The following is a 25,286-nucleotide window of genomic DNA, read 5'->3' as shown; positions in this document are numbered from 1 at the left end:
CGCTACACCTGAGATACCTGAGATATCCGAGATACCTGAGACATCTGAGATACGTGAGACACCTGAAGTCGTGCCCGTTGCCGGGCGGCGCCGACGCGGTCGTACGACCCTGTTGATCGCCACCGCCGCGGTGCTCGGCCTCGTCGCCGGCACCTGCGCCGGTTTCCTGATCCAGGCCGACCGCGAGCCCACCAAGCTGCCGTCGCTCTCCCAGCCGGTGCCGGCGCAGGCCAAGGGCGAGGGCCCCGAGCCCCTGTCGGCCGCGCAGGACCGTCAGGTGAAGACCGACGGGGACCTGCGCAAGCTGCTGCTGAAGCGGCCGGCCGGGTTGAAGGAGGCCGACTGGGTCGAGGGCGCCGACGGCTGGGTGGAGCTGGCCGGTTACGCCGACGCCTTCGAGGAGCCGGGCGAGGTGTTCGGCGACCTCGTCGGCGCGGAGCTCCGCCGGGTGGCCACCACCGGCTGGGAGGTCAGCAGCACGTACGGCGTGCAGATCCGGCTGGTCCAGTTCCGGCAGGAGGAGGCCCTCGGCGCTGCCGACCGCAACGACAGCGAGCAGTACTGGGAGGAGAAGGAGGACGACACCGACAGCTGGCCGATCCCGGGTACCGGGAACGGCATGGTGTACGTCCACAACAAGCCCGAGACCGAGCCCGGCTATCTGCCGCAGTACTTCGCGGAGGCGTCCGCCTGGCGCGGGGACATCGCCGTCGAGATATACGTGTGGGACTCCAAGCCGATCCCCAAGGCGAAGATCATGGACCTGGCCAAGCGGCAGATGGGGCGGCTGTGAGCGAGAACGAGAACCAGAGCGAGAACCAGAGCGAGTCGGCCGAGACCGTGGAGTCCGCCGAGCAGCCGTCGCTGCCGCCGGTCCCGCCCGTCAAGAAGTCCGTCCGCCGCGGACGTATCGCCGCTGTGGCCGGGTCCCTGCTGCTCACCGGGGCCCTCGTCGCCGGTGTCGGCTACACCGTCGTGACCGTGGACGAGGCCGACCGGGACGCCGGTGCGCCCGTCTGGACGCTCCCGAAGGAGGCCGCGGACGACAAGAAGGCGGCGACCGTCACCGGGCTGGCGGCGATGCTCGTGCCGTACGGGCAGGACGGCTGGTATCGCGGGCCCGACATCGGAGAGTACGGCTACGACGCCCAGCTCAGCGGTGCCCAGGCCACGGCCCTGCGCAAGGAGGGGCTGAGCGACCTGCCCCGCTCGCAGCGCAAGCAGTTGGAGAAGGAGATCGACAAGCAGCGCGTCCAGGGCATGGCGATGCGCAGCTACATCAGCGAGGAGGCCGAGGCGCTCGGTGAGAACGAGGGCATCTACACGGTGAACGTCACGCTGGTCCAGATGGACAACAAGACGGCCGTCCGTGAGATCTCGACGTTCCAGAACGAGTTCCTCGACGCCCTGGACATCTTCCGCAAGGGTCCGGCGATCAAGGGCTACAAGAACGCCCAGTGCTTCCTGCCGCCCAAGGACACCGACGAGGACCTCGACGCGATGTACTGCTCCGCCTACGTGGGAGACGTCCTGGTCACCGCCACCGCGGACGGGGCCAAGCCACTGGACACAAAGGGGGTCGCGATGCTGCTCAGCAAGCAGCTCGACCGCATCGCGGAGCCTGGGGAGGCGGTATGACGACCGAGCAGAGCGAACAGGTCGGGCAGGGCGAACAGGGCCTACAGGCTGGGCAGAGCGAGCAGGCCGGGCAGGTGACGCCGGCGCAGGCGCCGTTGCCGGCCGAGGAACCGGCGTCGGCTGACGCGCAGGCTCCCCTGCCGCCGATGCCCGAGGCGCCGCCCGTGGTCCCTGAACCGCAGGCACCCCCGGTGAAGAAGGACCGCCGGGTTCTCCGCGCCGTCCTGCGCTGGACCGCGGCCGTCGTGGTGTTCGCGGCGGTCGGTACGGCGGCGGCGTACGGCATCACGCGGATGGAGCGCACGGACGTACCGGGGCTGGCGACCGAGCCGGACGGGCGCTGGGAGTACCCGACGATCAGCAAGCCGCCGCTGCCCGCCGGCAGCCCGGGCCCGTTCGCCGAGACGAACACGGCCGGTGCGCACTACGCCGACCTGCGAAAGCTCGTACTCCCGGCTCCGAAGGGCGCGAAGGCCGACGTGGCGCTGCGCGGCGAGGACGGCTGGCTGGCGACGAAGACCTTCCTGGCGGAGTACGCCACGAAGGAGGACCGGGAGACCGTCGGGCAGCTGCTGACCGACTACGGCCTGCGGCACATCGCGGCGCGCGGCTGGACGACACCGGACGGTACGCACACGCGGATCTACCTGCTGCAGTTCGGCACCGCGGCCGTCGCCGACGAACTGGTCACCTCCGAGCTCATCAGCTACAACTCCCCGGTGCACACGGCGCGCGGCGCCGAAGCGGTCGAGGCCTACACAGGGTTCGCGGCGGAGGCTCAGGTCGCCGACGTCTCGCGGTACTCGTTCGTGGAGACGAAGCCGTACGGCCCCGAGCAGGTCCGGCAGGCGTACCTCTCGGCGGCGGACACCGTCGCCGTGGTCCTGCAGTCCCGCAAGGGCACCGCGGAGGCCCTGCCGTTCCAGCAGACGGTGATCCTGCAGAGCCAGCTGCTCGACTGAGCCGCCAGGGTGCACCTCGCAGTGAGGTCCGGGCCCCACCCCACTAGAGTGGGGCCCGGACCTGTACCGCCTTCACCGTGTCACCCGAGGAGCACCCCGTGCTTGAGGCATTCTTCGAAGCCCTGCTCGCCCTTGTCTGCGTCGGCGTTCTCGCCTTCGCAGGGCTGACCGTGAAGAAGCTGTACCAGGGCCAGCGCTGACCACCACGAAGAAAAGCTGCTCATGATCGAGATCCCGTCCGACCTGCACAAGGACCTGCTCCCCATTGCCTTCCTGCTCGGCAACTGGGCAGGCGCGGGTGTCCACGACTTCCCCGGCTCCGAGAAGTGCAACTTCGGGCAGGAGGTCACCTTCACCCATGACGGGCGGGACTTCCTGGAGTACCACTCGCACACCTGGGTGCTCGACGCCGACGGGAACAAGGTCAGGCCGCTGGAGTCCGAGTTCGGTTTCTGGCGGATCGACCCCAGCCGCAAGGTCGAGGTCGTGATGACCCGCGACGACGGTGTCGTCGAGATCTGGTACGGCGACCTGGCCGCCAAGCAGCCGCAGATCGACCTGGTCACGGACGCCGTGGCGCGCACGGCCGCGTCGGGTCCGTACACCGGTGGCAAGCGGCTGTACGGCTATGTGAAGAGCGACCTCATGTGGGTCGGCGAGAAGCAGACCCCCGAGGTCGAGCTGCGTCCCTACATGTCCGCGCACTTGAAGAAGGTCGTGACCCCGGAGGACGTCGAGCGCTGGGCCAAGGCCCTCCCGGACGACATGCCGGACGACGGCATCGCGTTCTTCAAGTAGGACGGCGCGGGGCCGGCGGTCTTACGCCCCACAAAGACGAACTTCACGCTGTTCTGATCCGGGCCGGTCACCCTGCTGGTGTGACCGGCCCTACAGCTGTTTCCCGCGGTACCCACGGCGCTTCCGGCGCCCCCAGTGTTCCCGGCTCGAAAGTGCTCGTGGTCGACGACGAGTACGGCGTCCGCGAGGTGCTCGCGGAAACGTTCCGGCTGGCCGGCTTCGAGGTCACCGCCGTCGCCAGTGGTGTCGCCGCGCTGAACACCGCGTACGCCGAACCGCCCGACCTCGTCGTCCTCGACGTCCGCCTGCCGGACTTCGACAGCCTGGAGGTCGCCCGCATCCTGCGCGACGACGGCCACGACGTCCCGGTGGTCTTCCTCCCCAAGCCCTTCGTCCTCGAGAACATCGTCACGCGCGTAAGAGAGATCCTGGCTCCCTAGAGGCGGGCCTACACTGGGCGGCGTGGTAAGCACCGACTGGAAGAGCGATCTGCGGCAGCGCGGTTACCGGCTGACTCCGCAGCGGCAACTTGTGCTCGAAGCGGTGGACACGCTGGAGCACGCCACCCCGGACGACATCCTGGTCGAGGTACGCAGAACGGCCTCGGGTGTGAACATCTCGACGGTCTACCGGACGCTGGAGCTCCTTGAGGAACTCGGCCTGGTCAGCCACGCGCACCTCGGGCACGGCGCGCCGACGTACCACCTGGCGGACCGCCATCACCACATCCACCTGGTGTGCCGGGACTGCAAGAACGTCATCGAGGCCGACACCAAGATCGCCGCCGAGTTCACCGCCAAGCTCCGCGAGAGGTTCGGCTTCGAGACGGACATGAAGCACTTCGCGATCTTCGGCCTCTGCAAGGACTGCTCGCTCAAAAATTCAATTACCAAGTCGTAGGCTAGGCATATGAAGAGCCCTCTGCTGTCCCTGCCCGGCGCCGTCTCCGCCGAGGGTGTGGACGAAGGCGTCGCCGCCCACTACGGAGACCTGTTCCGCGAACAGCGTGCCCTCGCCGACGGCACCGGCTTCGTGGACCTCTCGCACCGCGGCGTCGTCACGGTCACCGGAGACGACCGGCTCACCTGGCTGCACCTGCTGCTCACCCAGCATGTGACGGACCTGCCGGCGGGCCGTGCCACCGAAGCGCTGATCCTCTCCGCGCACGGCCACATCGAGCACGCGCTGTACCTCGTCGACGACTCCACCACGACCTGGATCCATGTGGAGCCGGGCAGCCAGGACGCGCTGATCGAGTACCTGGAGTCCATGAAGTTTTTCTACCGCGTCGAAGTCGCCGACCGGACAGATGAGTTCGCGGTCGTGCACCTGCCGGCGGGATCGATCGCCGAGATTCCGGAAGGCGTCGTCGCACGCGAGACACCGTACGGACGTGATCTCTTCCTCCCCCGTACGGAGCTGGAGTCGTACGCCGAGAAGAGCGGTCCGGCGATCGGGCTGCTCGCGTACGAGGCCCTGCGCGTCGAGAGCCACCGGCCGCGCCTGGGCTTCGAGACCGACCACCGCACCATCCCGCACGAGCTGGGCTGGATCGGCAGCGCGGTGCATCTGCAGAAGGGCTGCTACCGAGGACAGGAGACCGTCGCCCGCGTGCAGAACCTGGGCAAGCCCCCGCGTCGGCTCGTCTTCCTCCACCTCGACGGCAGCGAGGTCCATCTCCCGCCGCCCGGCACGGAGTTGCGCCGCGCGGACGAGGGCCCCGACAGCCGCAAGGTCGGCGTCATCACCACCTCCGTACGCCACCACGAGCTGGGCCCGATCGCCCTGGCGGTCATCAAGCGGAACGTGCCGCTGGACGCGCCGCTGCTCGCCGACACGACGGCGGCGGCGCAGGAGGTCGTGGTCGAGCCCTAGGGGGTGTCGTTTGGATCAGGACGGTGAACGGCCGTAGCGGCGAGATCGCGACGAGGACCGTCAGATCTCGACGAGGACCGTGAACGGGCCGTCGTTCGTCAGTGAGACGCGCATCTGCGCGCCGAAGCGGCCCGTCGCCACCGTCGCTCCCAGGGCGCGGAGTTGGGCGACCACCTCGTCGACCAGGGGCTCGGCGACATCGCCCGGGGCGGCCGCGTTCCAGGTGGGGCGGCGGCCCTTGCGGGCGTCGCCGTACAGCGTGAACTGGCTGATGACCAGCAGCGGCGCGTCGATGTCTGAGCAGGACCGTTCCTCGCTCAGCATGCGAACCGACCAGAGTTTGCGGGCGAGTTGGGCCGCCTTCTCCTTGGTGTCGTCGTGGGTGATCCCGACGAGGACGCACAGTCCCTCGCCGCTGATCTCGCCGACCGTCTCGCCCTCGACGACGACGCTCGCGCCGTCCACTCTCTGCACCACCGCACGCATGCGGACCATCATGCCGTGCGCGCGTACGGGGGCTCGGTGCGGGCCCTTCGTGTGATTTCCCGGTTCGCCAAACCCCCATCTGGGGCCGATCGGGGGCACTCGGTCACATAGCGACCACTGGGGGTGGCACCATGCGGGGTGTTGCGGTGCATTCATGGGCGCATTCATGGCGCATGCGTGGGACGGACCGCGCCGGTCGAGGGGACGGTAGAGGCACATGAGCACACCGAGTAGTGGGCAGCCGCCCGGGGTCGTGTCACTGACCCGTACGAGCCCGCGGGCGGGACGGACAGGGCGGGCCGTGGGGACGGCGGCCACCGCCCGGCCGCCGGTGCAGCGCACCGACAGCCCGCTGTCCCCTGAGGGTCCCCGGCACGACCTGGCCGTGCTGCGGCTGCCCGAGCTGCGCGTGCTGCGCCGGGACGCCCAGCGGGACGAGGCCGACCTCAGCTATGTGAGGCGGCTGCTCCAGGGGCGCATCGACATCCTGCGGGCCGAGCTGGCGCGCCGCGGGGGACTGCGGGCGCCCGGCGCGGGGCAGCCGCGGGTGGTCGGAGCCGGGGAGCCGTCGGTCGTCGAGCGGCTCTCGGAGATCCTCACGGACGCGCCCGCCCGGCACCGGTCCTCGGCCCGCCATGTGACGGTGGGCACGCCACACGGCGAGGAGTACCGGCGGCTGGCCTCGGACATGCTCTCCGAGGTGGAACTGTCCGACCTCGAAGCCCGTACGGACGAAGAGCTGGGCGCGGGAATGGGGCGGCTCGTGCGGTACGAGCAGCAGGTCTCCCGGCGCCGCCAGCAGCTCCAGCGCACCGCCGACGACTGCAGCGCGGAGATCGCCCGCCGGTACCGCGAGGGCGAAGCGCAGGTCGACGACCTGCTCGTGTGACGGACCTGTCCGTGGACCTTGCCTGAGCCGGAGAGTTTTTCGCCCCCTCCGCCCCTGCTGCAGTGGTTTCAGCCCGTCCGGCGTTTGAGGACGAGCGCGTTCAGCGCGATGGCGGGGGTCAGGGGGCGGCAGCCCCCAGGAACAAGGGACGGGCAGGGGCGGCGGGGGCGAGGAAAATCCCCGCGACACTCTCACCCCCGTACACCTAGCGTGGGCCTCATGACTGACCGCGACGCCATCGACGTACGAGCGATCACCGAGGCCGAGATACCGGACTGGATCCGCGCGCTGAACACGGGCTTCCTGCGCTCGCCCGCGGTGGCGGAGACGGAGATCCGGGACCGGAGCTCGTACATCGTCCCGGAGCGCACCCTCGCCGCCTTCGACGCGGGCCGATGCGTCGCGACCTTCAGGTCGTTCGCACAGGAGCTCACCACCGTGGGCGGCACCCCCGTCCCGGCGGACGCGATCTCGAATGTCACGGTCACCGCCACCCACCGCCGCCGGGGCCTCCTCACCCGCATGATGGCGGCGGACCTCGCGGCGGCGAAGGAGCGGGGCGACGTGGTGGCGACCCTGATCGCCGCCGAGTACCCGATCTACGGCCGGTACGGCTTCGGCCCCGCCACCTCCACCGCCGAGTGGACCATCGAGGTACCGAGGGCAGGCCTGGACCGCCGCTGGTCGGGCCCGGCCGACGGCGCCCGTATCGACCTCGTCGACGGCGAGGACGTCCGGAAGACCGGCCCCGAACTGCACGAACGGCTCAGGCGTACCCAGCCCGGCGCGGTCAGCCGCGACGAGCGCTGGTGGCAGGTCAACACCGGTGTGCTGCAACTGGACCGCGCGCCGTGGACGGAACCGTTCTACGCCGTCTACCGCTCGGCGGCCGGCGAGGTCGAGGGTCTCGTCTCGTACGAGTCGGACGACAAGTGGCACGACAAGCAGCCGCACCAGACGGTGGACGTGAACTGGCTGATCGCGGCGACGCCGGCGGCGGAGCGCGCCCTGTGGCAGTACCTCTGTTCGATCGACTGGATCACCAGGGTCAAGACGGGCATGCGGGCCCCCGACGACCTGCTGCCGCAGTTCCTGCCCGACCCGAGGGCCGCCCGGATCACGACACAGTCGGACTGGCTGTGGGTGCGGATCCTGGATGTCGTACGGGCTCTGGAGGCGCGGACGTACGGGGGTACGGGGACGCTGGTGCTTGAGGTGACCGACCGGGACGGGCTCTCGGCCGGGCGGTACCGGCTGGAGGCCGGGCCGGACGGGGCGTCCTGTGCGCCGACCACGCTGGACGCCGAACTCACGCTGGATGTGGGTGAGTTGGCGCGGCTGTGGCTGGGCGACGAGTCGGCGGCGCGGCTCGTGGCGCTGGGCCGGGTCCGGGAAGAACGAGCGGGCGCCGGCTCCGTGGCCGACGCCCTGCTGCGAACGTCCAGGCGACCGTGGTGCCCGGACATCTTCTGATCGCGGTCTTCTGAGCTTGTGCGGCCGGGCTCCTTCCCCGCCGTGCCGGTGGTGGCCGTTGATCCGTAGCTGGTAGCTGGTAGCTCTTGTAGCTGTTCAGTTGTGGTTGTGGGTGGTGCTGACTGACCGAGCTCCCGGCTCCCCTCCAGGGGGGAGCTCGGTCAGCCGGACTGTCCGGACGGTGGCGCCCGATCAGCCGGACTGGGCGAGCAGCATCACGATGAGCACAGCTCCGATGCCGCTGAGCATGGTGTTCTTGGCCTTGATGCCGATGGTCAGCGCGACGAACGCGATGATTCCCATCGGCCCGTACTTCCACTGGATGAGCTGTTCGAATCCGATGGCGAGGGCGGCGACTACGAGGGCGACGAGCGGCATGACGGTCCCTCCTTGGGGACGGGGAGGCGAACCTCGGCTGGGAACCGCTGGGAACCGTCCACCTGGTCAACGCTTGCGACCCTGGCGGCCAACCCCCTGGAAGTTTGACCATGTTGCTTAAGTTGGTGACCAACTTATTCATAGTTATCTCCGCGTTGGGTCGACTCATAACCACCTATCCCGTAACTGCCCAAAGATGGCGGGAAGTTGTAGGGTTTGGTCGTGGACCCGGAACACGCCGCCGCCAATGGGCGAAACAGGTCACCACGGTCACTGGCATCGCATCGCGAGGTGGCCGACGAGCTGCGCAGCCGGATCAGGTCCGGTCAACTGCGGGCCGGCCAGCGCATGCCCACCCAGGCCAGGCTGGCGGACGAGTTCGGCGTCGAGCGTGGGGCCGTACGGCAGGCGCTGCGCATCCTGCAGTCGGAGCAACTGCTCGTCAACGTCTCCAAAGGGAGCCCGGCGACCGTCGCGAACGACCTGGGAAGGGCCCTGACCGGGCCCGAAGCCCCGCCGCAGCCCACCACGGTGGCACTCGGCGCGAGGATAACGGAAGCCTTCGCGGCCCCTCATGTGGAGATCGACGCGCTGTGCCTGACGTCCATCTCACTCACCCTCGCCATGGGCGAGCCGCTCCGTCAGATCCACGCCGAGCGAATAAAACCGGCCAGGATCGACGTCCGGGTGCTGCTTCCCAGTAGTGACATCCCGCTGGCCTTCCCGACCACGGTGGACGCGTCGGCCGACGGCGGGTCCAACGACGACGTCCTTCAGCGCAATTGGCTGGCCAACCGCAACGCCCAGGGGCAGGTCCTGCGCCACAACCTGTTCGCGCTGCGAGCCACGCACGGCATCGAGGTCAACGTCACCTTCCGTGCGCTCCCCTTCACGCCGCCCGTGAAGCTGTATCTGCTCAACGGGTCCGAGGCGCTCTTCGCGTACTACACCCTCGCCAAGCGCGAGGAGGAGATCGACCATGTGCACCTGGAGATGTACGACGTCCAGGGCACCCAGTCCATGCTGTTCCCCTTCATGCAGGGGAACGGGCTGCGGGACACGACCTTCGTCGAGCAGTCCCACCTGTGGTTCAACGCGCTGTGGGAGACCATCAGCTCGGAGCTGGTGCTCACGAGCTGAGGCCTCCTGGGCGGAGGGTTCTCCGGTTCGGACGCATGCGGGTCAGAGGGCCGGGCCCGTGACCATCAGGGCCAGGACGACCGCTCCGATGGAGCTGCAGGTGGGGCTTTTCGCCTTGATTCCGATGGTGAGCAGCAGCAGGCCGACGATGCCTGTGGGGCCGTAGTGCCACTGGACGAGCTGCTCGAAGCCGACGACGAAGACGGCGGAGAGGAGGGCGATGACAGGCATGGTGGTTCCTCCTGCTTCTGGGGGAGGTAAAGGGGGAAGCAAAACTTCCGCCAACTTGGCTAAGTTGGCGACCAACTATGCTTAAGTTGTCCCCACTTGGCTTGTACTCATAAACAACTTTCAAACAACTCCCCATAGATGGATGGGAGTTGTAGCGTTTGGTCGTGACCCAGGAGAACGTGGCAGTGAACGGTGACAGAAGGCTCTCGTCCCAGGAGATCGCCGGCGTCCTGCGGGACCGGATCCGTGCCGGGGATCTCAAGGCGGGCGACCGCCTGCCCACCCAGGCGGAGCTGGCGGACGAGTTCGGCGTCGAGCGCGGCACCGTCCGCCAGGCCCTCAGCTCACTCCAGAGCGACGGGCTGCTCAGCAACACCGGCAGGGGCAGCCCGCCGCGGATCGCGGACGTGTCACCCACCCGCGACGAACCCCAGACCACGATGGTGGGCCTCGCGCCGCGCCTGGCCGAGGCGTTCGCGGCCCCGCACGTCCGTATAGACGCCGCGTGCCTCACCGCGGAGACCCTGATGGTGGCCCTCGGTGAACCGGTGCGCCTGATCCACGAGGGCGCCATCCGGCCCGAGTCGATCGACGTCCGGATCCTGCTGCCCTCCCGGGACATCACCCTGGCGTTCCCGGTCCCGGTCGAGGGCCGCACCGACGACGACGCGGTCCACAAGCGGTGGCTGGCCCAGCGCAACGCCCAGGGACACGTCCTGCGCCACAACCTCCAGACCCTGCGCCACTCGCACGGCATCGATGTCCGCGTGACCTTCCGCGCCCTGCCGTTCACTCCACCGGTGAAGCTGTACCTCCTGAACGAGTCGGAGGCGCTGATCGCGTACTACATGATCACCAGGCGCGAGGAGACGGTGGACAGCGGAGGAGTACTCGACATGTACGACGCCGTCGGCTCCTCCTCGCTCCTCTTCTCCTTCGAGAAGACGACCGGTCACCGGGACGCCTCCTTCGTGGAGGAATCCCAGAAGTGGTTCAACGCCCTCTGGGAAACCATCACCACGGACCTGACACTCTCCTAGTGACTCCTCATACAGCGCAGACTGAACCGGTGGCGACAGAGACAGAGAACCTGCGGGAAGTGATCGACCGTGCTCGCTTCGTCCTCTTCGACTTCGACGGGCCGATCTGTCGGCTGTTCGCGGGGCTTTCGGCGGAGGACGTGGCGAGGAACCTGGTGGAGTGGCTGGAGGAGCAGGGGCTGCGAGGGCTGCTGAGCGAGGAGGAACGGGTCCATCCCGATCCGCATGTCGTGCTGCGCATGGTCAACCAGCGGCATCCGCACAGCGACCTGGTGGCCGAGCTCGAGGAACTGCTCACCCAGCACGAACTCAAGGCGGTACCGTCCGCCTGGCCGACCCCGTTCGCCGATCCCCTGATACGGACCTGGACGGCCGTCGGGGTCCGCCTCGCGGTGGCCACCAACAACTCCCCGCGCGTGGTGGCCCGTTACCTGGAGAGCCGCGGCCTCACCGAGTGCTTCGCCCCCAACGTCTACGGCCGCACCCGCAACCTGGACCACCTCAAGCCCCACCCGCACTGCCTCAACCGAGCCCTGAGCACCCTGGGCGCCGCCCCCTCGGCCGCCCTCATGATCGGCGACACCCCCTCGGACTTCCTCGCCGCCCAGCGAGCCGGAGTCCCGTTCCTCGGCTACGCGCGTAACGGCTACAAGGAGAAGCTGCTGCGGGATGCGGGGGCCGAGGATGTGGTGGGGTCGCTGGAACCCTTGCTGCGGGCCCTTCGGGGTCAGACCTGAAGTTGAAGGGTGAGCAGGAGGAAGAGGAAGGCTGCCCAGCCGGCCAGCCGCGGATGCCCTGCTCGTATACCCACCAGTGCCAGGGTCAGCAGAACCAGACCTGCGAACCCGAGCTCCGAGCGCACCAGCTGGGCCGTACCGAATTCGATGGCAGCGCCCACCAGTTGGAAGATGACCATGTCCCCCACTCCGTCCACTTCACTCAAGCGATCAACTAGCCGCCCAATTGGACTGGTTGACTTAGGATTGATTTCCCCGTCTCGCGTGATCCCTTAACAGGCAGTCAAGTTGGGTTTTCGATTTGACTGGAACTGGTTTGCTTGTGGGCCGGAAGAGGTACGGTCGGCATGTGGATGTAGAGCGGACCGGCGAAGGAGGCGGCAGGGAGTTCGGGCGTGTCTTGGAGGTCTTGCGCAACCGCATGGCCAATGGTGATTACGCATTGGGAAGCTCTCTGCCGCCGCAGCGAGCCCTGGCCGAGGAACTCGGGGTATCCCGGGACACCATCCAGCGGGTGCTGAAGACACTGGCCGGCGAAGGCTGGGTCGAGTCCCGGCAGGGCAGCGGATCCCGTGTGGTCAAGACTCAGCGCATACAACCCGCGGTCGTGGTCAGCACGGTCCCTCGGCCCACGGGTCTCGGGCCGATCATCAGCCAGGCCTTCGGCCGGCCCGAGGTCAGCCTGGACGTCTTCACCCTGACCGGTGAATCCCTCGACACCCACGTCCGGTTGCAGGCGGAGCGGATTCGTGGGGAGCCTCAGAGCGCACCCCAACGCGTGGCCATACGCATTCTGGTGCCTGCAGAGGGAGTCTGGCTGCCGTTTCCCATCTCCAAGGACAACCCGTCCGACCGTCGCCCGGTGGAGCGGGTGTGGGACATCGCGCGCCGGTCGGCGTCCTCGCTGCGGCACACGCTTGAATCCTTGCGGGTCGAGGAGCTGGTGCCGGAGGTCAGTCTGGACATCCGGCACACATCCGTCGTTCCGAACTTCAAGTTGTATGTGCTCAACGGATCTGAGGCGCTGTTCGGGCTGTACCAAGTGGTCGAGCGCCGGATCAGGCTGGACGACGGGGAGGTGCTGACCGCTATCGATGTCGAAGGCATTGGAGCCAACCTCATGCACTACGAGAAGGACGCAGATCCGGAATCCTCGAGCTCCTTCTTCGTGGACAGCATGCAGACCTATTTCGACTCGATGTGGAGCCTTCTGGCGGAGTAGTCGTCCAGGAGTGTCCGAGCCGCTGCGACCACCGGGGCGTGTGACGCGACCACCTCATCCGCGCCGTTCCGATTCATCTGCCGGCGGCGCTTGTTGTTCTGCGTGAATCCGAGGAAGCGGACCCTCGCAGACCGGGCAGCCTGGAGGTCGGTGAGCTGATCGCCCACCAGCAGGGCGCGGGAGGGTGCCAGCCCGTCCAGGGTTTCCAGGCCGCGGAGCACTACGTCGGGATCGGGCTTCATGCGTCGCGGTTCCCGCGCGTCGCGGCCGCAGACCGCCTCGAACTTTGACTGCAGGTCAGCCCGCTTAAGGTATTGCCAGATGGGTTCCTCGGCGTTGTTGCTCACGACTACGAGACGCTTTCGCAGGTCGAGCAGTACGTCCAGCAAGGTCTCGACATCCGGAGCCTGCACAGCGGAATTTACAGCGGCGTATTCATACCGGGTGACGATGGTGTGCGCCCTGTCCAAAACCGCGCGGCTGCGATGGAGCGCCGCTTCCCCGTCGAGCATGTTCCTGAGCTGTTGGAGGATTCCGTGCGAGTCGTGGCAGTCCTCGACCTCCCGGTCGAGAGTGCCCCATTCGTGCCGCGCCATGGTCTTGATCTTCTCGGCGATGGGCGCGGTGGGCGCCTTGCCGAACAGGTCACAGAGAGGGCCGTCGAAGTCGAAGAGCACCGCGTCCACGCTGTGCAGGAGTTGTCGCAGGTCTTCCTGCTCACGAGGTCTGCCGCGCATGGGCCTCTTCGTCGTCACGACGACATTGTGGACCACTCCGACCGGTGCTCCGCGCCCTCGCGGTGTGCTTCCGCCAACCGTCTACTTTCGCACGTGTGAGCTTCTCTACGCTCACGCAGGGGATGGAGGTGATCGAAACAATCGCTTCTGGCACGATGCTCACGGCAGAGGAGTACCTTTTTCCCTCTCCTTCAACATTGGTGTGGTCTCACGCGAGAGAACGGGCAATGTCACCCGAACCGGCTTCCACGGCTTGGCAGCAAGCCGTCGAGGTGAGTGGCAACGTGAACGTGGTCGAAGGGCCACTCCAGGGCTACCACCACGAGACGTATGTGTTTCCGCTGCCCAGCGGGGCGGAGGCTGCCGAACAGGTGCGATGGAAATGCCGTGAACCGCGCAGCAACCTGCTCTGGTTCGACCGGCGTTGCTTCGCTTCGGAGGAGCAGCTGCTGCAGGCTTTGCAGGGGCATATCACGGACATCCCCGACATCATCCAGGCAGGAAACGTCGGTCTTCAGCGGTTCATCGAGGGGGAGACGCTGGGGTCGCTGCACGGGTCCGGCTGTTTGATCCCGCCGTCCGTCTTCGGGCAAATCGTCTCTCTTTTCAAACAGCTGGCTGCAGTCAGACCCGAAGTGCTCACCGTGGAGAGGAGATGCGCGCTTCGGGACCGTGCGACGGAAGGGGACACCTCCGGCTTCCTGGAACGGCTCGTCTGCTTCACCGAAGAACGCGTGTACCAAGACAACCTGGGTGCTTTCGAGAGCCTGTTCGGCGAGCTCGGGCTGGACGGCGACTCCTTCAAGCGCCTCAAGAAGCGTGTGTCAGGCCTGGCCGAACGCCCCTTCTGCCTTCTGCACGCCGATCTGCACCGGGAGAACTTCGTTGTCGATCCCCAGGGCCGACTCTGGACGATCGACTGGGAGTTGGCGATGTTCGGTGATCCTTTGTACGACTTGGCCACGCACCTCTATCTGATGCGGTACCCGGAGCGACAGGAACGCCTGATGGCAGAGCAGTGGTGTGCCGCTGTCGAGGAGGTCACGCCCGGCAGCTCGGCCCGGTGGGAAGAGGATCTACCCAAGTTGCTTGACTACAAGCGGGCGCAATCGGTGTTCACCGACATCATCCGCATGTCCCTGTCGTTGGGCGCGGGGTCGGAGAACGAGGAGAGCCTCCTGACCCGTGCGGGCAGCAAGATACAAAAAGTGCTGGCAGCCGCGTCGGAACCCTTGGAGTTGAAGACGGTGCCAACCATGGGACAGGTCGTGGCCGCGCTCGATCGGTGGCGTCGGGGGCACAGTGAGTTCGCTGCGGCCCAGGAGTTGTAAGGCCCACTGCCTGTCTTCTCGTGTTCGGTTCGTCGGCCGGAGGCTGGCGGACAGGCCCGTGAACATCGAGATCAAGGTCGGCTCGTCGTGTGCTGTTTGCTCGGCCGCGGGGGTAGCGGCCTGCTGAGCAATGCTCCCAGCCCAATTGGACTGAGTTCGGCGGGCTGTTCGCGGCGCCGGTCGGCCCGAAGGCCCCCGCGTTGCGAAGTCGCCGACGGTGGGGTGTCCGACCAGAGGAGTCTCGAGGCAGCGACAGCATGTCCCAGCGGGTGGCACTACGGTCGCCGTATGGGTGGAGTGCGGTCCGGCGACGGTGGTGGCGGAGAGGTCTCGCGCGTCTTGGAGACACTGCGGGAGCGCATGGCCGCAGGTGTCTATCCGTTGGGGACCCTGCTGCCGCCTCAGCGCTTTCTGGCCCACGAACTCGGGGTCTCCCGGGACACCGTGCAGCGCGTCCTGAGGGCGCTGCGCGATGAGGGGTGGATCGAGACCCATCAGGGCAGCGGCTCCAGGGTGATCAAGGCGCAGCGAATCCACTCGTCGGGGACGCGGACCGGGCGTCCTGCGCAAGCGGTGACGCTGAGGTCGTTCATCAACGAGGCTTTCGAGGCGCCCGAGGTGACCTTGGACGTCTACACGCTGACATCGGAGTCCCTGGACGCGCACATTCGTATGCAGGCGGAACGCATACGCGACCGGGAGATCTCTCCCGAGCGGATCGCTCTGCGCATGCTGCTGCCGTCCGACGAACTGAGTCTGCCTTACCCGAGTACCAAGGGCGCTCCGGACGATCTGCGCCTTCAGGACCGGCTGAACGGGATCACAGAGCGCCACTCCGCCTCGCTGCGAAGCGCGCTGCGGGACCTGCGGGTCGAGGGCCTGGTGCCCTTCGTCGATGTCGAGATCCGCCATGTGCCCCTGGCGCCGACCTTCAAGCTCTACCTCCTCAACGGAACCGAGGCGCTGCATTGGTCCGTACGAAGTGATCGAGCGGACCATCGAGCTGGACGACGGAGAGGAGGTCCTTGCGCTGGACGTCCTCGGGCTGGGGGCGACGCTGACGCACTACGAGAAGACTGACGACCCGGAGGTCACCACGGGGAGCGTCTTCGTCAGCAGCATGCAGTCCTGGTTCGACTCGATCTGGGGCGCGCTCGCGGAGTGAGAGAACCGGCCGACTGTTGCCCATCCCGGGCGTCCTGCACACCGCGGTCACCGCATTGAGACCAGTCAATTCCTGTCTCCGGTCGTGAGTGATTTACGACCCGGCTATGGTGCGCTCACCAATCACTTCCAGGAGTGGCCAGTGGGAGCACCTCCTGTTCCCGGGTTTGTGCCCAGGGAGCAACGCATCGCCAATGACGCCTACGACACGTTCGTACGGCTGGCGAAACAGCACGGAGTGGCGAGCGGCGGCCATCACAACCGGAACTACGTACTTCCACTGACCGAGGCCATGGCGCGCTATGTGAGCTGCGATCCGGGCACCTCGGTGATCGTCCGGACACGGAGGCCGGAAGCGCTGCCCGTGGTGATCAGAACATGGCGCGAAGTGGACATTCTCCGGGCCGTCGAGGGCACGCTGCCACATGTACCGCGCTGCGTCGCCAGCCGAGGCGGCACAGCCGTGCACAGCTATGTGGAGGGCCTGCCGCTCTCCGCGGTCTGCCCGAACGGCAAGCCTGTGGACACCGTGCTGATAAGGGCGATGGCAGGACTGCTGGCGCAGATGTCGAAAGTGCGGAAGGAGGCGTTACCGCCCCTCCCGGACGGGTGGCCGCCCAGCCACAAGGACAGTCAGGGGTTCCTGCGTACGCTGGCGCATCTCACCGACCGGCAGATCCGTCGGCCCAATTGGCATGACTTCGGCGGACTGTTCGCCGCTCTGGGCATCCCGGACGACGCCCTGGTCCGGCTGGCGGACCGGGTGCCCGTCATGGCCCGCCGCCCGCACAGCCTGCTCCACACGGATCTGCACCGCGACAACGTCATCGTCACCTACCGCGGCGAACCACCCTTGATCTGCGTCGACTGGGAACTCGCGACCTACGGTGATCCGCTGCACGACCTGGCCACCCACCTCGTCCGCATGCGCTATCCAGAGTCCCAGTGGGACGAGGTCGTCGATGCCTGGGCCAACGCCGTTCAGACGGTCAGGCCGGCGGCGGCTGCCGGTCTCGTCAAGGATCTCGGTCACTACGTCGCTTTCGAACGTGCGCAGTCGGTGTATCCCGATGTGATGCGTGCGGCGAAGTCGCTGGAGGTGTCGCTCGACCAGAAGTGCCTGGAGACGGCGACGCAAGCGGTGCGCCGTGCACTTGAGGCGGCGGCCCAACCGCTGGGCCTCGTCAACGTGCCCGACGAGGCCGAGATCGAGCGAGTCCTGCACCGGTGGCAGATGTCCCGGAGGAAGTGGCACGGCGACGATCGGGCCGTCATCGCCATCGGCTGGCAGCCCGACAGAAGGCTGCGGGAGCCTGCCGACTTTCCGCACACCGCGGTGCTTGAGGCGTTGCGGCTGGAGGGCGCCGCGCCAGCCGCTCAGGTGTTCAAGGGCACCGCGCACCTCAACACGGTGGTGCGGGTACCGGGCGTCGGGTTCCCCGTCATGGTGCGCCGCAAGGTGGCCGCCGTCAGCCGTCGCGAACCCACGCTTCTCAGCGAGCACGCCGTCCTGCGGGCCATTGAGCGGTCCGGAGCCGATGTGGCGGCGCCGCGGGTGCTGGCGCTGGGCACCAGCCACACGAAGGACCCCTTGGCAATCCACACGTACGTCGGCCCGCACGACAGCGACCAGCCCCCCAGCCATCCCGTGAACGGCCTGCTGCCGCACGAGGCGGACGGACTCGTCGACCAGCTCCGGGCCCTGACCGACGTGGACTACCGGCCATTGGACCCCACCGCGAACGACGTTCGCTTCTTCGCCTGGCTGAGTGAGCTACTGGTGCAATTGGTGGACGAGTTGCCCAAGGAGACCAAGCACCTGGCCGGTGTCCTGGGGCTGCCCAACGCACGCCGTCTGTGGGAGATGCTGGCCCGTCACCGAGTGACGCCGAGAGAGTCGGCCCTGCTGCACGGTGATCTGAACCCCTGGAACCTGGTGCGACGGGACCACAAGCTCGCCCTCACGATCATCGACTGGGAGATGGCGATGGTCGGGGACCCTCTGTACGACCTGGTCCGGCACATGCATCTCACCCCGACCCGGCCCGAGATCCGCGCCCGCATGTTCCAGCGCTGGAGCAGAACCCTGCCCCCTGCTCACACCAAGGACTGGGAGCGGGACTGGCACGTCTACCGGTGGATCGAGAACGTGCGCTCCGCCTACGTGGATCTGGACCGCCTGATCACCGGCGCAAGCCTCGACGCTCCCAACGTGAGCCGTGCGGTGGATTCGTACGGGATGACCCTGCGGATGGTGAAAGGGTCCCTTGGACTGCCTCCACGCCTGCTGTCGAACCCCTACCTTGCCCGTGCGTTGCCGGATGGGGACCATGGCACCACTAGTCAGGCCGGGTTGCCCGTGGGCATGTGAGCTGCCGCGTCGGACCGCCGGGCCTCGGGGGAGAGGGGCTGGCCATGTCCGGCATGCGGCGCGGTTCGGCGGAACGCGGTGGTGAACGCCTGAGGCGGTATCAGGCAAGGTTCGAGCCGTTGGTGACGCGTGTCCTGCTCATCGGGATCTTTGTCACCGGACTGACCGCGCAGTTCGTCAAGCCGGTCGGAGACGCCTTGGAGGACAAGGCATTCCTCGGTGGCGCGCTGCTCAGTCTCGTCGGCTACGTGTTGTACGACTCGGTGAAGGAACTGGCCGCATCGCTCCGGATGCCACCGCGTGTCCAGGTCGAGTCGAGGGATCTGGGCAGTTTCGTGAGCGAGGCGTTCCGTGCCCGAGAGGTGGAGATCCGCTTTCTCGGTTACACCGGGGAGACGCTCTACAGCGAGCTCCATCGCCGGCTGGAGGGCCTTCTCGATGATCCCGGACCGACCAGACACGTCTCCGTGAGGGTCCTGATTCCGGACTTCGGGCAGCAGATGACCGTCCCCTCGCGCGTGGGACCGGACGGTGCGCCCCTGGACGACCCCGACTTCCGCAAGCGCCTGGAGCTGATGTGCCAGCACTACGACCGGACGCTTTCGGGGTTCGCGGAGCGGCTCACCGTGATGGGGCGGGTGAGTGTGGAGTGCGAGTACCGCCTCTACCAGGGCATACCGAGGGACAAGATCTGCATCTTCAACGGGAAGCAGGTGCTGCACGGTCTGTACGACGTGGCCGCCCGCACGCAACTACGCAGTTCGGACCCCGAGTTCCACGATCCCAAGGGCTACCGCACCGACTTGAGCGTCTGGACCCGGGAAGGCAGCGAGGACTCCAAGGCCGCCGTCGCCACCTGGAACAAGCATCTCGACGACCTGTGGATTCTGGCGGCGGTACCGCATTGGCGGCGGGGGACGCCGGCCTGAGCGCCCCCGGGGCGGGCCTCTCACCCGTACCTCCTCACACCTCCAGCACCACCTTCCCCACCAACCCCCGCCCCTCCAAAGCCACATGCGCATCCCCCGCCCGCTCCAGCGGAAACACCTCGCCAATCACCGGCCGCAGCCGCCCCGCCGCGGCCTCGGCGAGGGCGATGGAGGTGAAACGGTGGAGGTCGGCGGGGGTGAACTGGACGTCGGCGATGCCGAAGAGGGTGATGTCGCGGTGGGCGGCTTCGGCCGGGTCGATGGGGGAGAAGCTGCCCGAGGGGGCCCCGTGGGCCGAGAAGCGGCCGCCCTTGGCGGTCAACGGGAAGGCGGCGGCGCCGAGTTGGCCGCCGACGCCGTCCAGGACGACATCGGCGGCCGCGACGGATCCGCCGAGGGCGTGCCGGGCGGCCGCGGGCCAGTCGGCGTCGGTGGCGTCGATCGCCGCGTCCGCCCCCAACTCCCTTACCAGGGCGAGTTTCGCGGCGCCCCGGGCCACGGCCACCACGCGAGCCCCGCGCGCGTGGGCCAGTTGGACAAGGAGCGTGCCCATGCCTCCGGAGGCGCCGAGGACGAGCACGCGGTCGGTGGCGCCGATGCCGGTCAGTTCGATCAGGCCGGTGGCGGTGAGGCCGTCGTGGACCAGGGCCGCGGCCGTGAGGAGGTCGAGGGAGTCCGGTACGACGGAGAGGGCCGAGGCCGCCGCGACGGCCCGCTCCGCGTAGCTGCCCGTCACGGATGCGGTGACCCGGCGCCCCAGCCACTCGTCGGCGACGCCCGCACCGAGGGCGCTGACCACACCCGATACGCCGCCTCCGGGGACGTACGGCGGTGTCACCGCGAAGTACTCCCGGCCCCAGCCGGTCCGCAACTGGGCCTCCAGGAAGATCGTGTCCGCGTAGGCGACATCGATCACCACCTCGCCGGGTCCCGGGACCGGGTCCGGAATCTCCACCTGGACGAGAACCTCGGGGCCGCCGAACGCCTTCACCTGTGCCGCACGCATCGGTCACTCCTAAGAAGAAGGGCTGTCGTCGCGCAGTCTTCGGCCTCAAGCTTGGTTGAGGTCAAGGGGTGGCCGGTGCCGTGCGTAGGCTCGGGGCATGGCTGAGATCGGGCTCCGGGAGCGCAAGAAGCAGCGGATGTACCAGGCGGTGTCCGACATCGCGATCGGGCTCTTCCTGGAGAAGGGGTTCGACGCCGTGTCCGTCGCCGAGGTGGCGGCGGCCGCCGAGATCTCCAAGCCGACCCTCTTCCGGTACTTCCCGGCCAAGGAGGATCTGGTCCTGTACCGCTTCGCCGATCACGAGACGGAGGCGGCGCGGGTCGTCGCCGGGCGGCCGCAGGGACAGTCGGCCACGGACGCGCTGCTGGAGCACTTCCTGGACGGACTCCGCCGCCATGACCCCGTCACCGGGCTCAACGACCACCCGAATGTCCTCGCCTTCCACCGGCTGCTCTACGGGACGCCTTCGCTGGCGGCAAGGGCGTACGCGTACGCCGAGCGATCCGAGGCGGCGCTCGCCGTGGCCCTGGGCGGCGGCCTCGACGCCCGGCTCGCCGCCGGTCAGATCACCGCCGTACAGCGAATCCTCGCGCTGGAGAACTGGCGGCGGATCGCGGAGGGGGAGCCGGTGGCGGACGTACGACGGGATGCCGTGACCGCTGCCCGGCGGGCGTTCGAGGGGCTGGCGACAGGGTTTGCGGGGCTGTCCAGTGTGCGACCGCCCGGCGATACTGGGTAAAGAATGTAACTCGGTTACGTTATTCCGCTACCCTGGCTGGAATGACGTCACCCGACCCTGTCCTCGACCAGCCCCGGACGCTCGCCCGGTCCCTCACCCGCGAACGCGACTACCACGACACCTGCCGCGCGGCCCTCGCCGCGATGGTCGCCGGCGCCGAGGAGCACGTCGTCACCGGCGAGGACGTCTCCGCCTCCGGTGCCGACGCCGAAGTGCTCGGCCACCGCCTGCGCAGCAAGGCCAAGGAGATGCGCGAGCTGCCCCAAGGACCGCTGTTCTTCGGCAGGTTGGACTTCGGGAGCGCGGGTGCGGGTGCTGGTGCTGGTTCTGGTTCGAGTGCGGCGGCCGGTGAGCACGCCGGGCAGAGCTATCACATCGGGCGGCTGCGGATCACCGAGCACCCCTCCGCGCCGCCCCTCGTCGTCGACTGGCGTGCCCCCGTCTCACGGGCCTTCTACCAGGCGAGCGCCCGTGCGCCGCAGGGCGTCGCCGTCCGGCGGCGGTTCGGCTGGGCGCCGGGGAGCCTGGGGGACTCCGCGGATCTAACGGGCCTGGAGGACGAGCACATCGGGGAGGAGGGCCACGCGCGGCCGAGCCGTATCCTCGCGGGCGAGATCGAGCGCCCCCGCGTCGGCCCGATGCGCGACATCGCCGCGACCATCCAGCCCGAACAGGACGATCTCGTACGAGGTGATCTCGCGTCCTCGGTCTGTGTGCAGGGAGCCCCGGGCACCGGCAAGACGGCCGTCGGACTGCACCGGGCCGCGTACCTCCTCTACACCCACCCGCAGCGCATCCGCCGCGCCGGCCTGCTGATCCTCGGCCCCAACCGCACCTTCCTGTCGTACATCTCCGAGGTCCTGCCCGCGCTCGGCGAGACAGGCGTACGGCAGTCGACCCTCGGGGACGAGATCGCCCGCCATCCCGTCACGGGGGAGGACGACGAGCGCGCCGCCGTCGTCAAACACGACGCGCGGATGGCGGAGGTGCTCCGCCGGGCCCTGTACGGACGGATCGGCGGTCCCGGTCCCGTCAACTCCCTTGCTGTGCCGGACGGTTCGTACCGGTGGCGCATCCCGGCCGACGAACTCGGCCGCATCGTGGACGGCGTACGAGCCGAGGAACCCCCGTACGCCGTCGGGCGTGAGCGGGTGCGGACGCGAGTCGTGGGGTGCTTGCTGGAGCAGGCGGAACGGCGCGCGGGGCCGCGTACGAACGCCTGGGTGCGGAAGATGTCGCGGGCCAGGCCCGTCAGTGCATACGTCGACGCGGTGTGGCCCAAGGTGTCTCCCGAGGAGGTGCTCGCCGAACTCCTCACCGATGCCGAGGTGTTGGCGGCCGCGGCGGACGGGCTCCTGGACGCGGACGAGCAGCAGGCGATCCTGTGGGCGAAGCCGCCGCGCTCCTACAGGTCGGCACGCTGGTCGGCCGCCGACCTCGTCCTTCTCGACGAGGTCGGCGGGCTCGTCGAACACCCCGAGGGCTACGGCCACTTGGTGATCGACGAGGCCCAGGACCTGTCACCGATGGAGTGCCGGGCGATCGCGCGCCGGGCGCCGTTCGGGTCGCTGACCGTGCTCGGCGACCTCGCGCAGGGCACGACTCCCTGGGCGGCCCGGAGTTGGGACGAACTGCTCGCGCATCTGGGCAAACCGGATGCCGCGGTCGTCCCCCTGACGACCGGCTTCCGCGTCCCGGCAGCCGTCGTCGGACTCGCCAACCGGCTGCTGGCCCGCCTGGACGTGCGCGTACCTCCGTCCCAATCCTTCAGGACGGACGGCGAGTTGAACGTCCGGCACGTGTCCGACGTCCTCGCCGCGACCGTCGACGCGGTGCGCGGAGCGCTCACGCACGAGGGGTCGATCGGCGTGATCGCCGCCGACGCCGATGTCGCAGGTGTGCGGGAGGCGCTCCGCGCCGCGGGCATCGAGACCGCCGGACCCGCCGAACTGGGCGCGCGGGTCGCGGTGTTGCCCGCGACCCTCGCCAAGGGACTCGAGTACGACCACGTCGTCGCCGTCGAACCCGCGGCCGTCGCGGAGGCGGAGGCGCGGGGGCCGCACCGGGTGTACGTGGTGCTGACGCGGGCGGTGTCGCGGCTGGACGTGGTGCACGCGCGGCCCCTGCCGTGGTGATCCATCAGCGCCGAGCTGCTCGGACAGCGCCTGTTGCCGTGGCGATCTACCGGCCCGCGCTGCCGTGGTGATCTACCAGTCCGGTTCTCCCGCCAGGGCCAGGAGTGGGATCAACTGCTCTTCCTCGTAGGTCAGGTGGGCTTCGAGCTCGGCCGTCAGGTGTTCCACCTGGGCGAGTACGCGGCCGGGTTCCGCCTGCTCGGTGGCGGCCAGTACCTCACGTAGTTGTCCGAGCAGGTCGGCGATCGTCTCGTGCTCCTGGCGGAGGCGGTCGAGGGTCGGACCGAGTTCAGGGTGCCGTGCGGCGAGGAGCGGGAAGATGCCGAGATCCTCACCGGTGTGGTGGTTGTGCAGGCCCTGGCAGAGGGTGAGGCAGTTGACGCGGAGCTGGGCGCCGAGCGAGGAACCCGACTTCTTGAACTCCTCGCGGATGAGGGCGAGTTCGCGTCGGAAGGCGTCGTGGACGACCTTCAGGTATTCGGCCATGGAGCCGTCGTTCATGTTCGGCGGGCTTCCGTGCGCGATCCGGCGCAGGGCAACGACGGGGATCACCCGATCCGTCTTCTCCTGGTAGTCGGCCCACCCCGAGTCGGCCTCCACGGCGCGGGCGAACGCACGGTCCCGCTCGGCGGGTTCGAGTACGACGGCCTCCGCTTCGTACGTGAAGACGCCGTCCTCGACGGTCACCCGCGGGGTCGCGACGAGATTGCGGTACCAGTCCGGGTGACCGGGCGCGCCACCGGCCGACGCGATGACGAGGACCCGCTCGCCGCCGTCGGGGTAGTAGCCGACGGGGGTCGTGTGCGGGGTTCCGGTGCGGCTGCCGGTGGTGGTGAGGAGGAGCAGGCGCGCTCCCTCGAAATAGCCGCCGACCTTTCCGTGGTTGGCCCGGAATTCTTCGATGACTTGTTGGTTGAAGGGGTTGGGCATTCGCTGCTTTCTTTTGTTTTTGGGCAGGGGGAATCCCGTGGGGTGGGAATGGGTGCAATGGATGCACGAAGGCACGCGTTTGGGCGTTTGCGCGGGCGCATGGAATTTGGGGCGTGGGCGCACACGGGCACGGGTGGGTGACGCCGAGGGGGTGCGGGCGCGCAGTCACGCAGGCGTGAAAGGAGTCTCACGAAGATGTCGTACGAGCACGTCGTACGAGGTAACGGCGGGCGGGGCTCTACCCCGCCCCGGCCTCACTCGGAGGCCGGGTGCCCAACTCGTTCACGGCACAAGGCCGACCCGGCAGTCATAGGTGTAACCGTAATGCCTGGGTGAGTGGTGAGGCAATACCCAATTACCTCCCCACTCCGCTCCCGGATGATTTCAGACGTAGCGCGTGGCGATTTGGAGTTGGCGAGCCGGACGGGTTCCGCCCGATTATCCCGCCCCATGACCATCCGCATCCGGACCTCAGCTCGGCCACGGCAGCACAGTGAGCTCCGGCCACTCGTCCTGCCAGCGCGCCGCCTTGGCCTCGTACACCTCCCGAGGGGCAAGCACCGGGTTGGGCCGGACCACGAGGTTGAACACGTCGGACAGCCCGTGTGGCGCATAGACGCGCCAGCTTCCACCGGGCTCAAGCCGCACCCCCAGACAGCACGTCGTCGCGGCGAAGGAGTCGATCGCTGCCTCGGTGGAGTCGTGCGGCGGACAAGGCACTCCGAACTTCTGCTCGTACCAGAGGTGCACACGGGCCTCGTTGCGGATCTCCACCTCGGCCGGCAGACCGGCGAACACCTCGTGCCCCGCCTTGATCACGGCATCCTCCGCCTCCCAGGACAGGTCGGCGTCGTCGAAGTAGAAGATGTCGTAGTCCTTGATGCCGTTGGTCGGGGGTCTGCCGGTGCGTACGTTCCACACCGTCTGGAAGAGACAGCCCGCCGTCACGTACCAGCCGGGCAGCTCCAACGTCGCCGCCCTGGTCAACACGTCGGTCAGGTCCGTGTTTTGGGAGAGCGCAGAGCGTAGGGCATCGATCTGTTCAACGAGCGGTAGTCGAGCAGGCATTCGCACT

General features: G+C 68.2%; 27 protein-coding genes. 19 read left to right on the top strand and 8 right to left on the bottom strand.

From position 1 onward, the window contains the following. The first annotated feature begins 70 nt into the window (after positions 1 to 70). From ACFVKT_RS22360 to ACFVKT_RS22330, 7 genes are all read left to right on the top strand, one after another. Entirely contained in the window at positions 71 to 793 is a 723-nt protein-coding gene (locus ACFVKT_RS22360) for a hypothetical protein (RefSeq protein ID WP_385734064.1), read from the top strand. Next, positions 790 to 1,638: a hypothetical protein gene (locus ACFVKT_RS22355; RefSeq protein WP_385734063.1), complete on the top strand. Its 849-nt coding sequence runs from the start codon at positions 790 to 792 to the stop codon at positions 1,636 to 1,638. Before ACFVKT_RS22360 ends, ACFVKT_RS22355 begins: the two co-directional genes overlap by 4 nt. After that, positions 1,635 to 2,600 carry a hypothetical protein gene (locus ACFVKT_RS22350; protein WP_385734061.1) on the top strand — a complete coding sequence of 322 codons (966 nt, stop codon included), beginning with the start codon at positions 1,635 to 1,637 and terminating at the stop codon, positions 2,598 to 2,600. Before ACFVKT_RS22355 ends, ACFVKT_RS22350 begins: the two co-directional genes overlap by 4 nt. Positions 2,601 to 2,822: 222 nt before the next feature. After that, a complete protein-coding gene (locus tag ACFVKT_RS22345; protein WP_385734059.1) occupies positions 2,823 to 3,398 on the top strand; it encodes an FABP family protein in 576 nt (191 codons plus the stop codon). A gap of 80 nt (positions 3,399 to 3,478) precedes the next feature. After that, a complete protein-coding gene (locus ACFVKT_RS22340) occupies positions 3,479 to 3,838 on the top strand; it encodes a response regulator transcription factor (protein WP_385734057.1) in 360 nt (119 codons plus the stop codon). A 22-nt stretch (positions 3,839 to 3,860) separates the two neighbouring features. Next, complete coding sequence (locus ACFVKT_RS22335) at positions 3,861 to 4,298, top strand: Fur family transcriptional regulator (protein WP_385734055.1); 438 nt, start codon at positions 3,861 to 3,863, stop codon at positions 4,296 to 4,298. A gap of 9 nt (positions 4,299 to 4,307) precedes the next feature. Beyond that, positions 4,308 to 5,273, top strand: a complete 966-nt coding sequence (locus tag ACFVKT_RS22330) for a YgfZ/GcvT domain-containing protein (RefSeq protein ID WP_385734053.1) — start codon at positions 4,308 to 4,310, stop codon at positions 5,271 to 5,273. A 60-nt stretch (positions 5,274 to 5,333) separates the two neighbouring features. Here the strand turns inward: ACFVKT_RS22330 and dtd are convergent, their stop codons facing one another. Then, positions 5,334 to 5,759, bottom strand: a complete 426-nt coding sequence (dtd, locus tag ACFVKT_RS22325) for a D-aminoacyl-tRNA deacylase (protein WP_385734051.1) — start codon at positions 5,757 to 5,759, stop codon at positions 5,334 to 5,336. Positions 5,760 to 5,976: 217 nt separating this feature from the next. Between dtd and ACFVKT_RS22320 the strand changes: the two genes are divergently transcribed. Then, positions 5,977 to 6,648: an AmfC protein gene (locus ACFVKT_RS22320; protein WP_385734049.1), complete on the top strand. Its 672-nt coding sequence runs from the start codon at positions 5,977 to 5,979 to the stop codon at positions 6,646 to 6,648. A 219-nt stretch (positions 6,649 to 6,867) separates the two neighbouring features. After that, the gene (locus ACFVKT_RS22315) at positions 6,868 to 8,121 is read left to right on the top strand and encodes a GNAT family N-acetyltransferase (protein WP_385734047.1); all 1,254 of its coding nucleotides are present in this window, start codon (positions 6,868 to 6,870) and stop codon (positions 8,119 to 8,121) included. 192 nt (positions 8,122 to 8,313) lie between these two features. On the opposite strand, the gene ACFVKT_RS22310 is transcribed toward ACFVKT_RS22315, so the two are convergent. Continuing rightward, on the bottom strand, positions 8,314 to 8,499 hold the full coding sequence (locus tag ACFVKT_RS22310) for a hypothetical protein (protein WP_385734045.1): 186 nt from the start codon (positions 8,497 to 8,499) through the stop codon (positions 8,314 to 8,316). 216 nt (positions 8,500 to 8,715) lie between these two features. On the opposite strand from ACFVKT_RS22310, the gene ACFVKT_RS22305 reads away from it, so the two are divergent. Beyond that, positions 8,716 to 9,639 carry a winged helix-turn-helix domain-containing protein gene (locus ACFVKT_RS22305; RefSeq protein WP_385734043.1) on the top strand — a complete coding sequence of 308 codons (924 nt, stop codon included), beginning with the start codon at positions 8,716 to 8,718 and terminating at the stop codon, positions 9,637 to 9,639. A gap of 42 nt (positions 9,640 to 9,681) precedes the next feature. Here ACFVKT_RS22305 and ACFVKT_RS22300 read toward each other — a convergent pair whose 3' ends face one another. Continuing rightward, positions 9,682 to 9,870 carry a hypothetical protein gene (locus tag ACFVKT_RS22300; RefSeq protein ID WP_365443023.1) on the bottom strand — a complete coding sequence of 63 codons (189 nt, stop codon included), beginning with the start codon at positions 9,868 to 9,870 and terminating at the stop codon, positions 9,682 to 9,684. Between the two features lie 158 nt (positions 9,871 to 10,028). Here ACFVKT_RS22300 and ACFVKT_RS22295 point away from each other — a divergent pair, with 158 nt between their 5' ends. Together ACFVKT_RS22295 and ACFVKT_RS22290 are read left to right on the top strand one after the other, a co-directional pair. Further along, the gene (locus tag ACFVKT_RS22295) at positions 10,029 to 10,910 is read left to right on the top strand and encodes a GntR family transcriptional regulator (protein WP_385734041.1); all 882 of its coding nucleotides are present in this window, start codon (positions 10,029 to 10,031) and stop codon (positions 10,908 to 10,910) included. Continuing rightward, complete coding sequence (locus tag ACFVKT_RS22290; protein WP_385734039.1) at positions 10,910 to 11,647, top strand: HAD family hydrolase; 738 nt, start codon at positions 10,910 to 10,912, stop codon at positions 11,645 to 11,647. The genes ACFVKT_RS22295 and ACFVKT_RS22290 overlap by 1 nt, the downstream gene beginning before the upstream one ends. Here the strand turns inward: ACFVKT_RS22290 and ACFVKT_RS22285 are convergent. Further along, positions 11,638 to 11,826: a hypothetical protein gene (locus tag ACFVKT_RS22285; protein WP_385734037.1), complete on the bottom strand. Its 189-nt coding sequence runs from the start codon at positions 11,824 to 11,826 to the stop codon at positions 11,638 to 11,640. The genes ACFVKT_RS22290 and ACFVKT_RS22285 overlap by 10 nt on opposite strands. 170 nt (positions 11,827 to 11,996) lie before the next feature. On the opposite strand from ACFVKT_RS22285, the gene ACFVKT_RS22280 reads away from it, so the two are divergent. Beyond that, the gene (locus tag ACFVKT_RS22280) at positions 11,997 to 12,869 is read left to right on the top strand and encodes a winged helix-turn-helix domain-containing protein (protein ID WP_385734035.1); all 873 of its coding nucleotides are present in this window, start codon (positions 11,997 to 11,999) and stop codon (positions 12,867 to 12,869) included. On the opposite strand, the gene ACFVKT_RS22275 is transcribed toward ACFVKT_RS22280, so the two are convergent. After that, positions 12,833 to 13,624, bottom strand: a complete 792-nt coding sequence (locus ACFVKT_RS22275) for an HAD family hydrolase (RefSeq protein WP_385734033.1) — start codon at positions 13,622 to 13,624, stop codon at positions 12,833 to 12,835. The two genes, ACFVKT_RS22280 and ACFVKT_RS22275, sit on opposite strands and share 37 nt — an antisense overlap. A gap of 209 nt (positions 13,625 to 13,833) precedes the next feature. Between ACFVKT_RS22275 and ACFVKT_RS22270 the strand changes: the two genes are divergently transcribed. From ACFVKT_RS22270 to ACFVKT_RS22255, 4 genes are all read left to right on the top strand, one after another. Next, a complete protein-coding gene (locus tag ACFVKT_RS22270; protein ID WP_385734237.1) occupies positions 13,834 to 14,937 on the top strand; it encodes a phosphotransferase in 1,104 nt (367 codons plus the stop codon). A gap of 288 nt (positions 14,938 to 15,225) precedes the next feature. Then, the gene (locus ACFVKT_RS22265; protein WP_385734031.1) at positions 15,226 to 16,017 is read left to right on the top strand and encodes a winged helix-turn-helix domain-containing protein; all 792 of its coding nucleotides are present in this window, start codon (positions 15,226 to 15,228) and stop codon (positions 16,015 to 16,017) included. Between the two features lie 226 nt (positions 16,018 to 16,243). Then, positions 16,244 to 18,472 (top strand): phosphotransferase, encoded by a 2,229-nt coding sequence (locus ACFVKT_RS22260; RefSeq protein ID WP_385734029.1) that lies wholly within the window; start codon positions 16,244 to 16,246, stop codon positions 18,470 to 18,472. Between the two features lie 122 nt (positions 18,473 to 18,594). After that, positions 18,595 to 19,401: a hypothetical protein gene (locus tag ACFVKT_RS22255; protein ID WP_385734235.1), complete on the top strand. Its 807-nt coding sequence runs from the start codon at positions 18,595 to 18,597 to the stop codon at positions 19,399 to 19,401. Between the two features lie 34 nt (positions 19,402 to 19,435). Here the strand turns inward: ACFVKT_RS22255 and ACFVKT_RS22250 are convergent, their stop codons facing one another. Next, positions 19,436 to 20,407: a zinc-binding dehydrogenase gene (locus ACFVKT_RS22250; protein ID WP_385734027.1), complete on the bottom strand. Its 972-nt coding sequence runs from the start codon at positions 20,405 to 20,407 to the stop codon at positions 19,436 to 19,438. Positions 20,408 to 20,504: 97 nt separating this feature from the next. On the opposite strand from ACFVKT_RS22250, the gene ACFVKT_RS22245 reads away from it, so the two are divergent. Further along, complete coding sequence (locus tag ACFVKT_RS22245) at positions 20,505 to 21,146, top strand: TetR family transcriptional regulator (protein ID WP_385734025.1); 642 nt, start codon at positions 20,505 to 20,507, stop codon at positions 21,144 to 21,146. A gap of 41 nt (positions 21,147 to 21,187) precedes the next feature. Beyond that, positions 21,188 to 23,281 carry a HelD family protein gene (locus tag ACFVKT_RS22240; RefSeq protein ID WP_385734023.1) on the top strand — a complete coding sequence of 698 codons (2,094 nt, stop codon included), beginning with the start codon at positions 21,188 to 21,190 and terminating at the stop codon, positions 23,279 to 23,281. Positions 23,282 to 23,353: 72 nt separating this feature from the next. Here ACFVKT_RS22240 and ACFVKT_RS22235 read toward each other — a convergent pair whose 3' ends face one another. Together ACFVKT_RS22235 and ACFVKT_RS22230 are read right to left on the bottom strand one after the other, a co-directional pair. Next, a complete protein-coding gene (locus ACFVKT_RS22235; protein ID WP_385734021.1) occupies positions 23,354 to 24,211 on the bottom strand; it encodes a nitroreductase/quinone reductase family protein in 858 nt (285 codons plus the stop codon). Positions 24,212 to 24,682: 471 nt separating this feature from the next. Further along, a complete protein-coding gene (locus tag ACFVKT_RS22230) occupies positions 24,683 to 25,279 on the bottom strand; it encodes a nucleotidyltransferase family protein (RefSeq protein WP_385734019.1) in 597 nt (198 codons plus the stop codon). Positions 25,280 to 25,286 lie beyond the last annotated feature (7 nt).

The organism is Streptomyces sp. NPDC127595, from assembly GCF_042671685.1.
In the GTDB taxonomy this organism is placed as follows: Bacteria; Actinomycetota; Actinomycetes; order Streptomycetales; family Streptomycetaceae; genus Streptomyces.
This window is presented reverse-complemented; position numbering and strand designations above follow the sequence as displayed.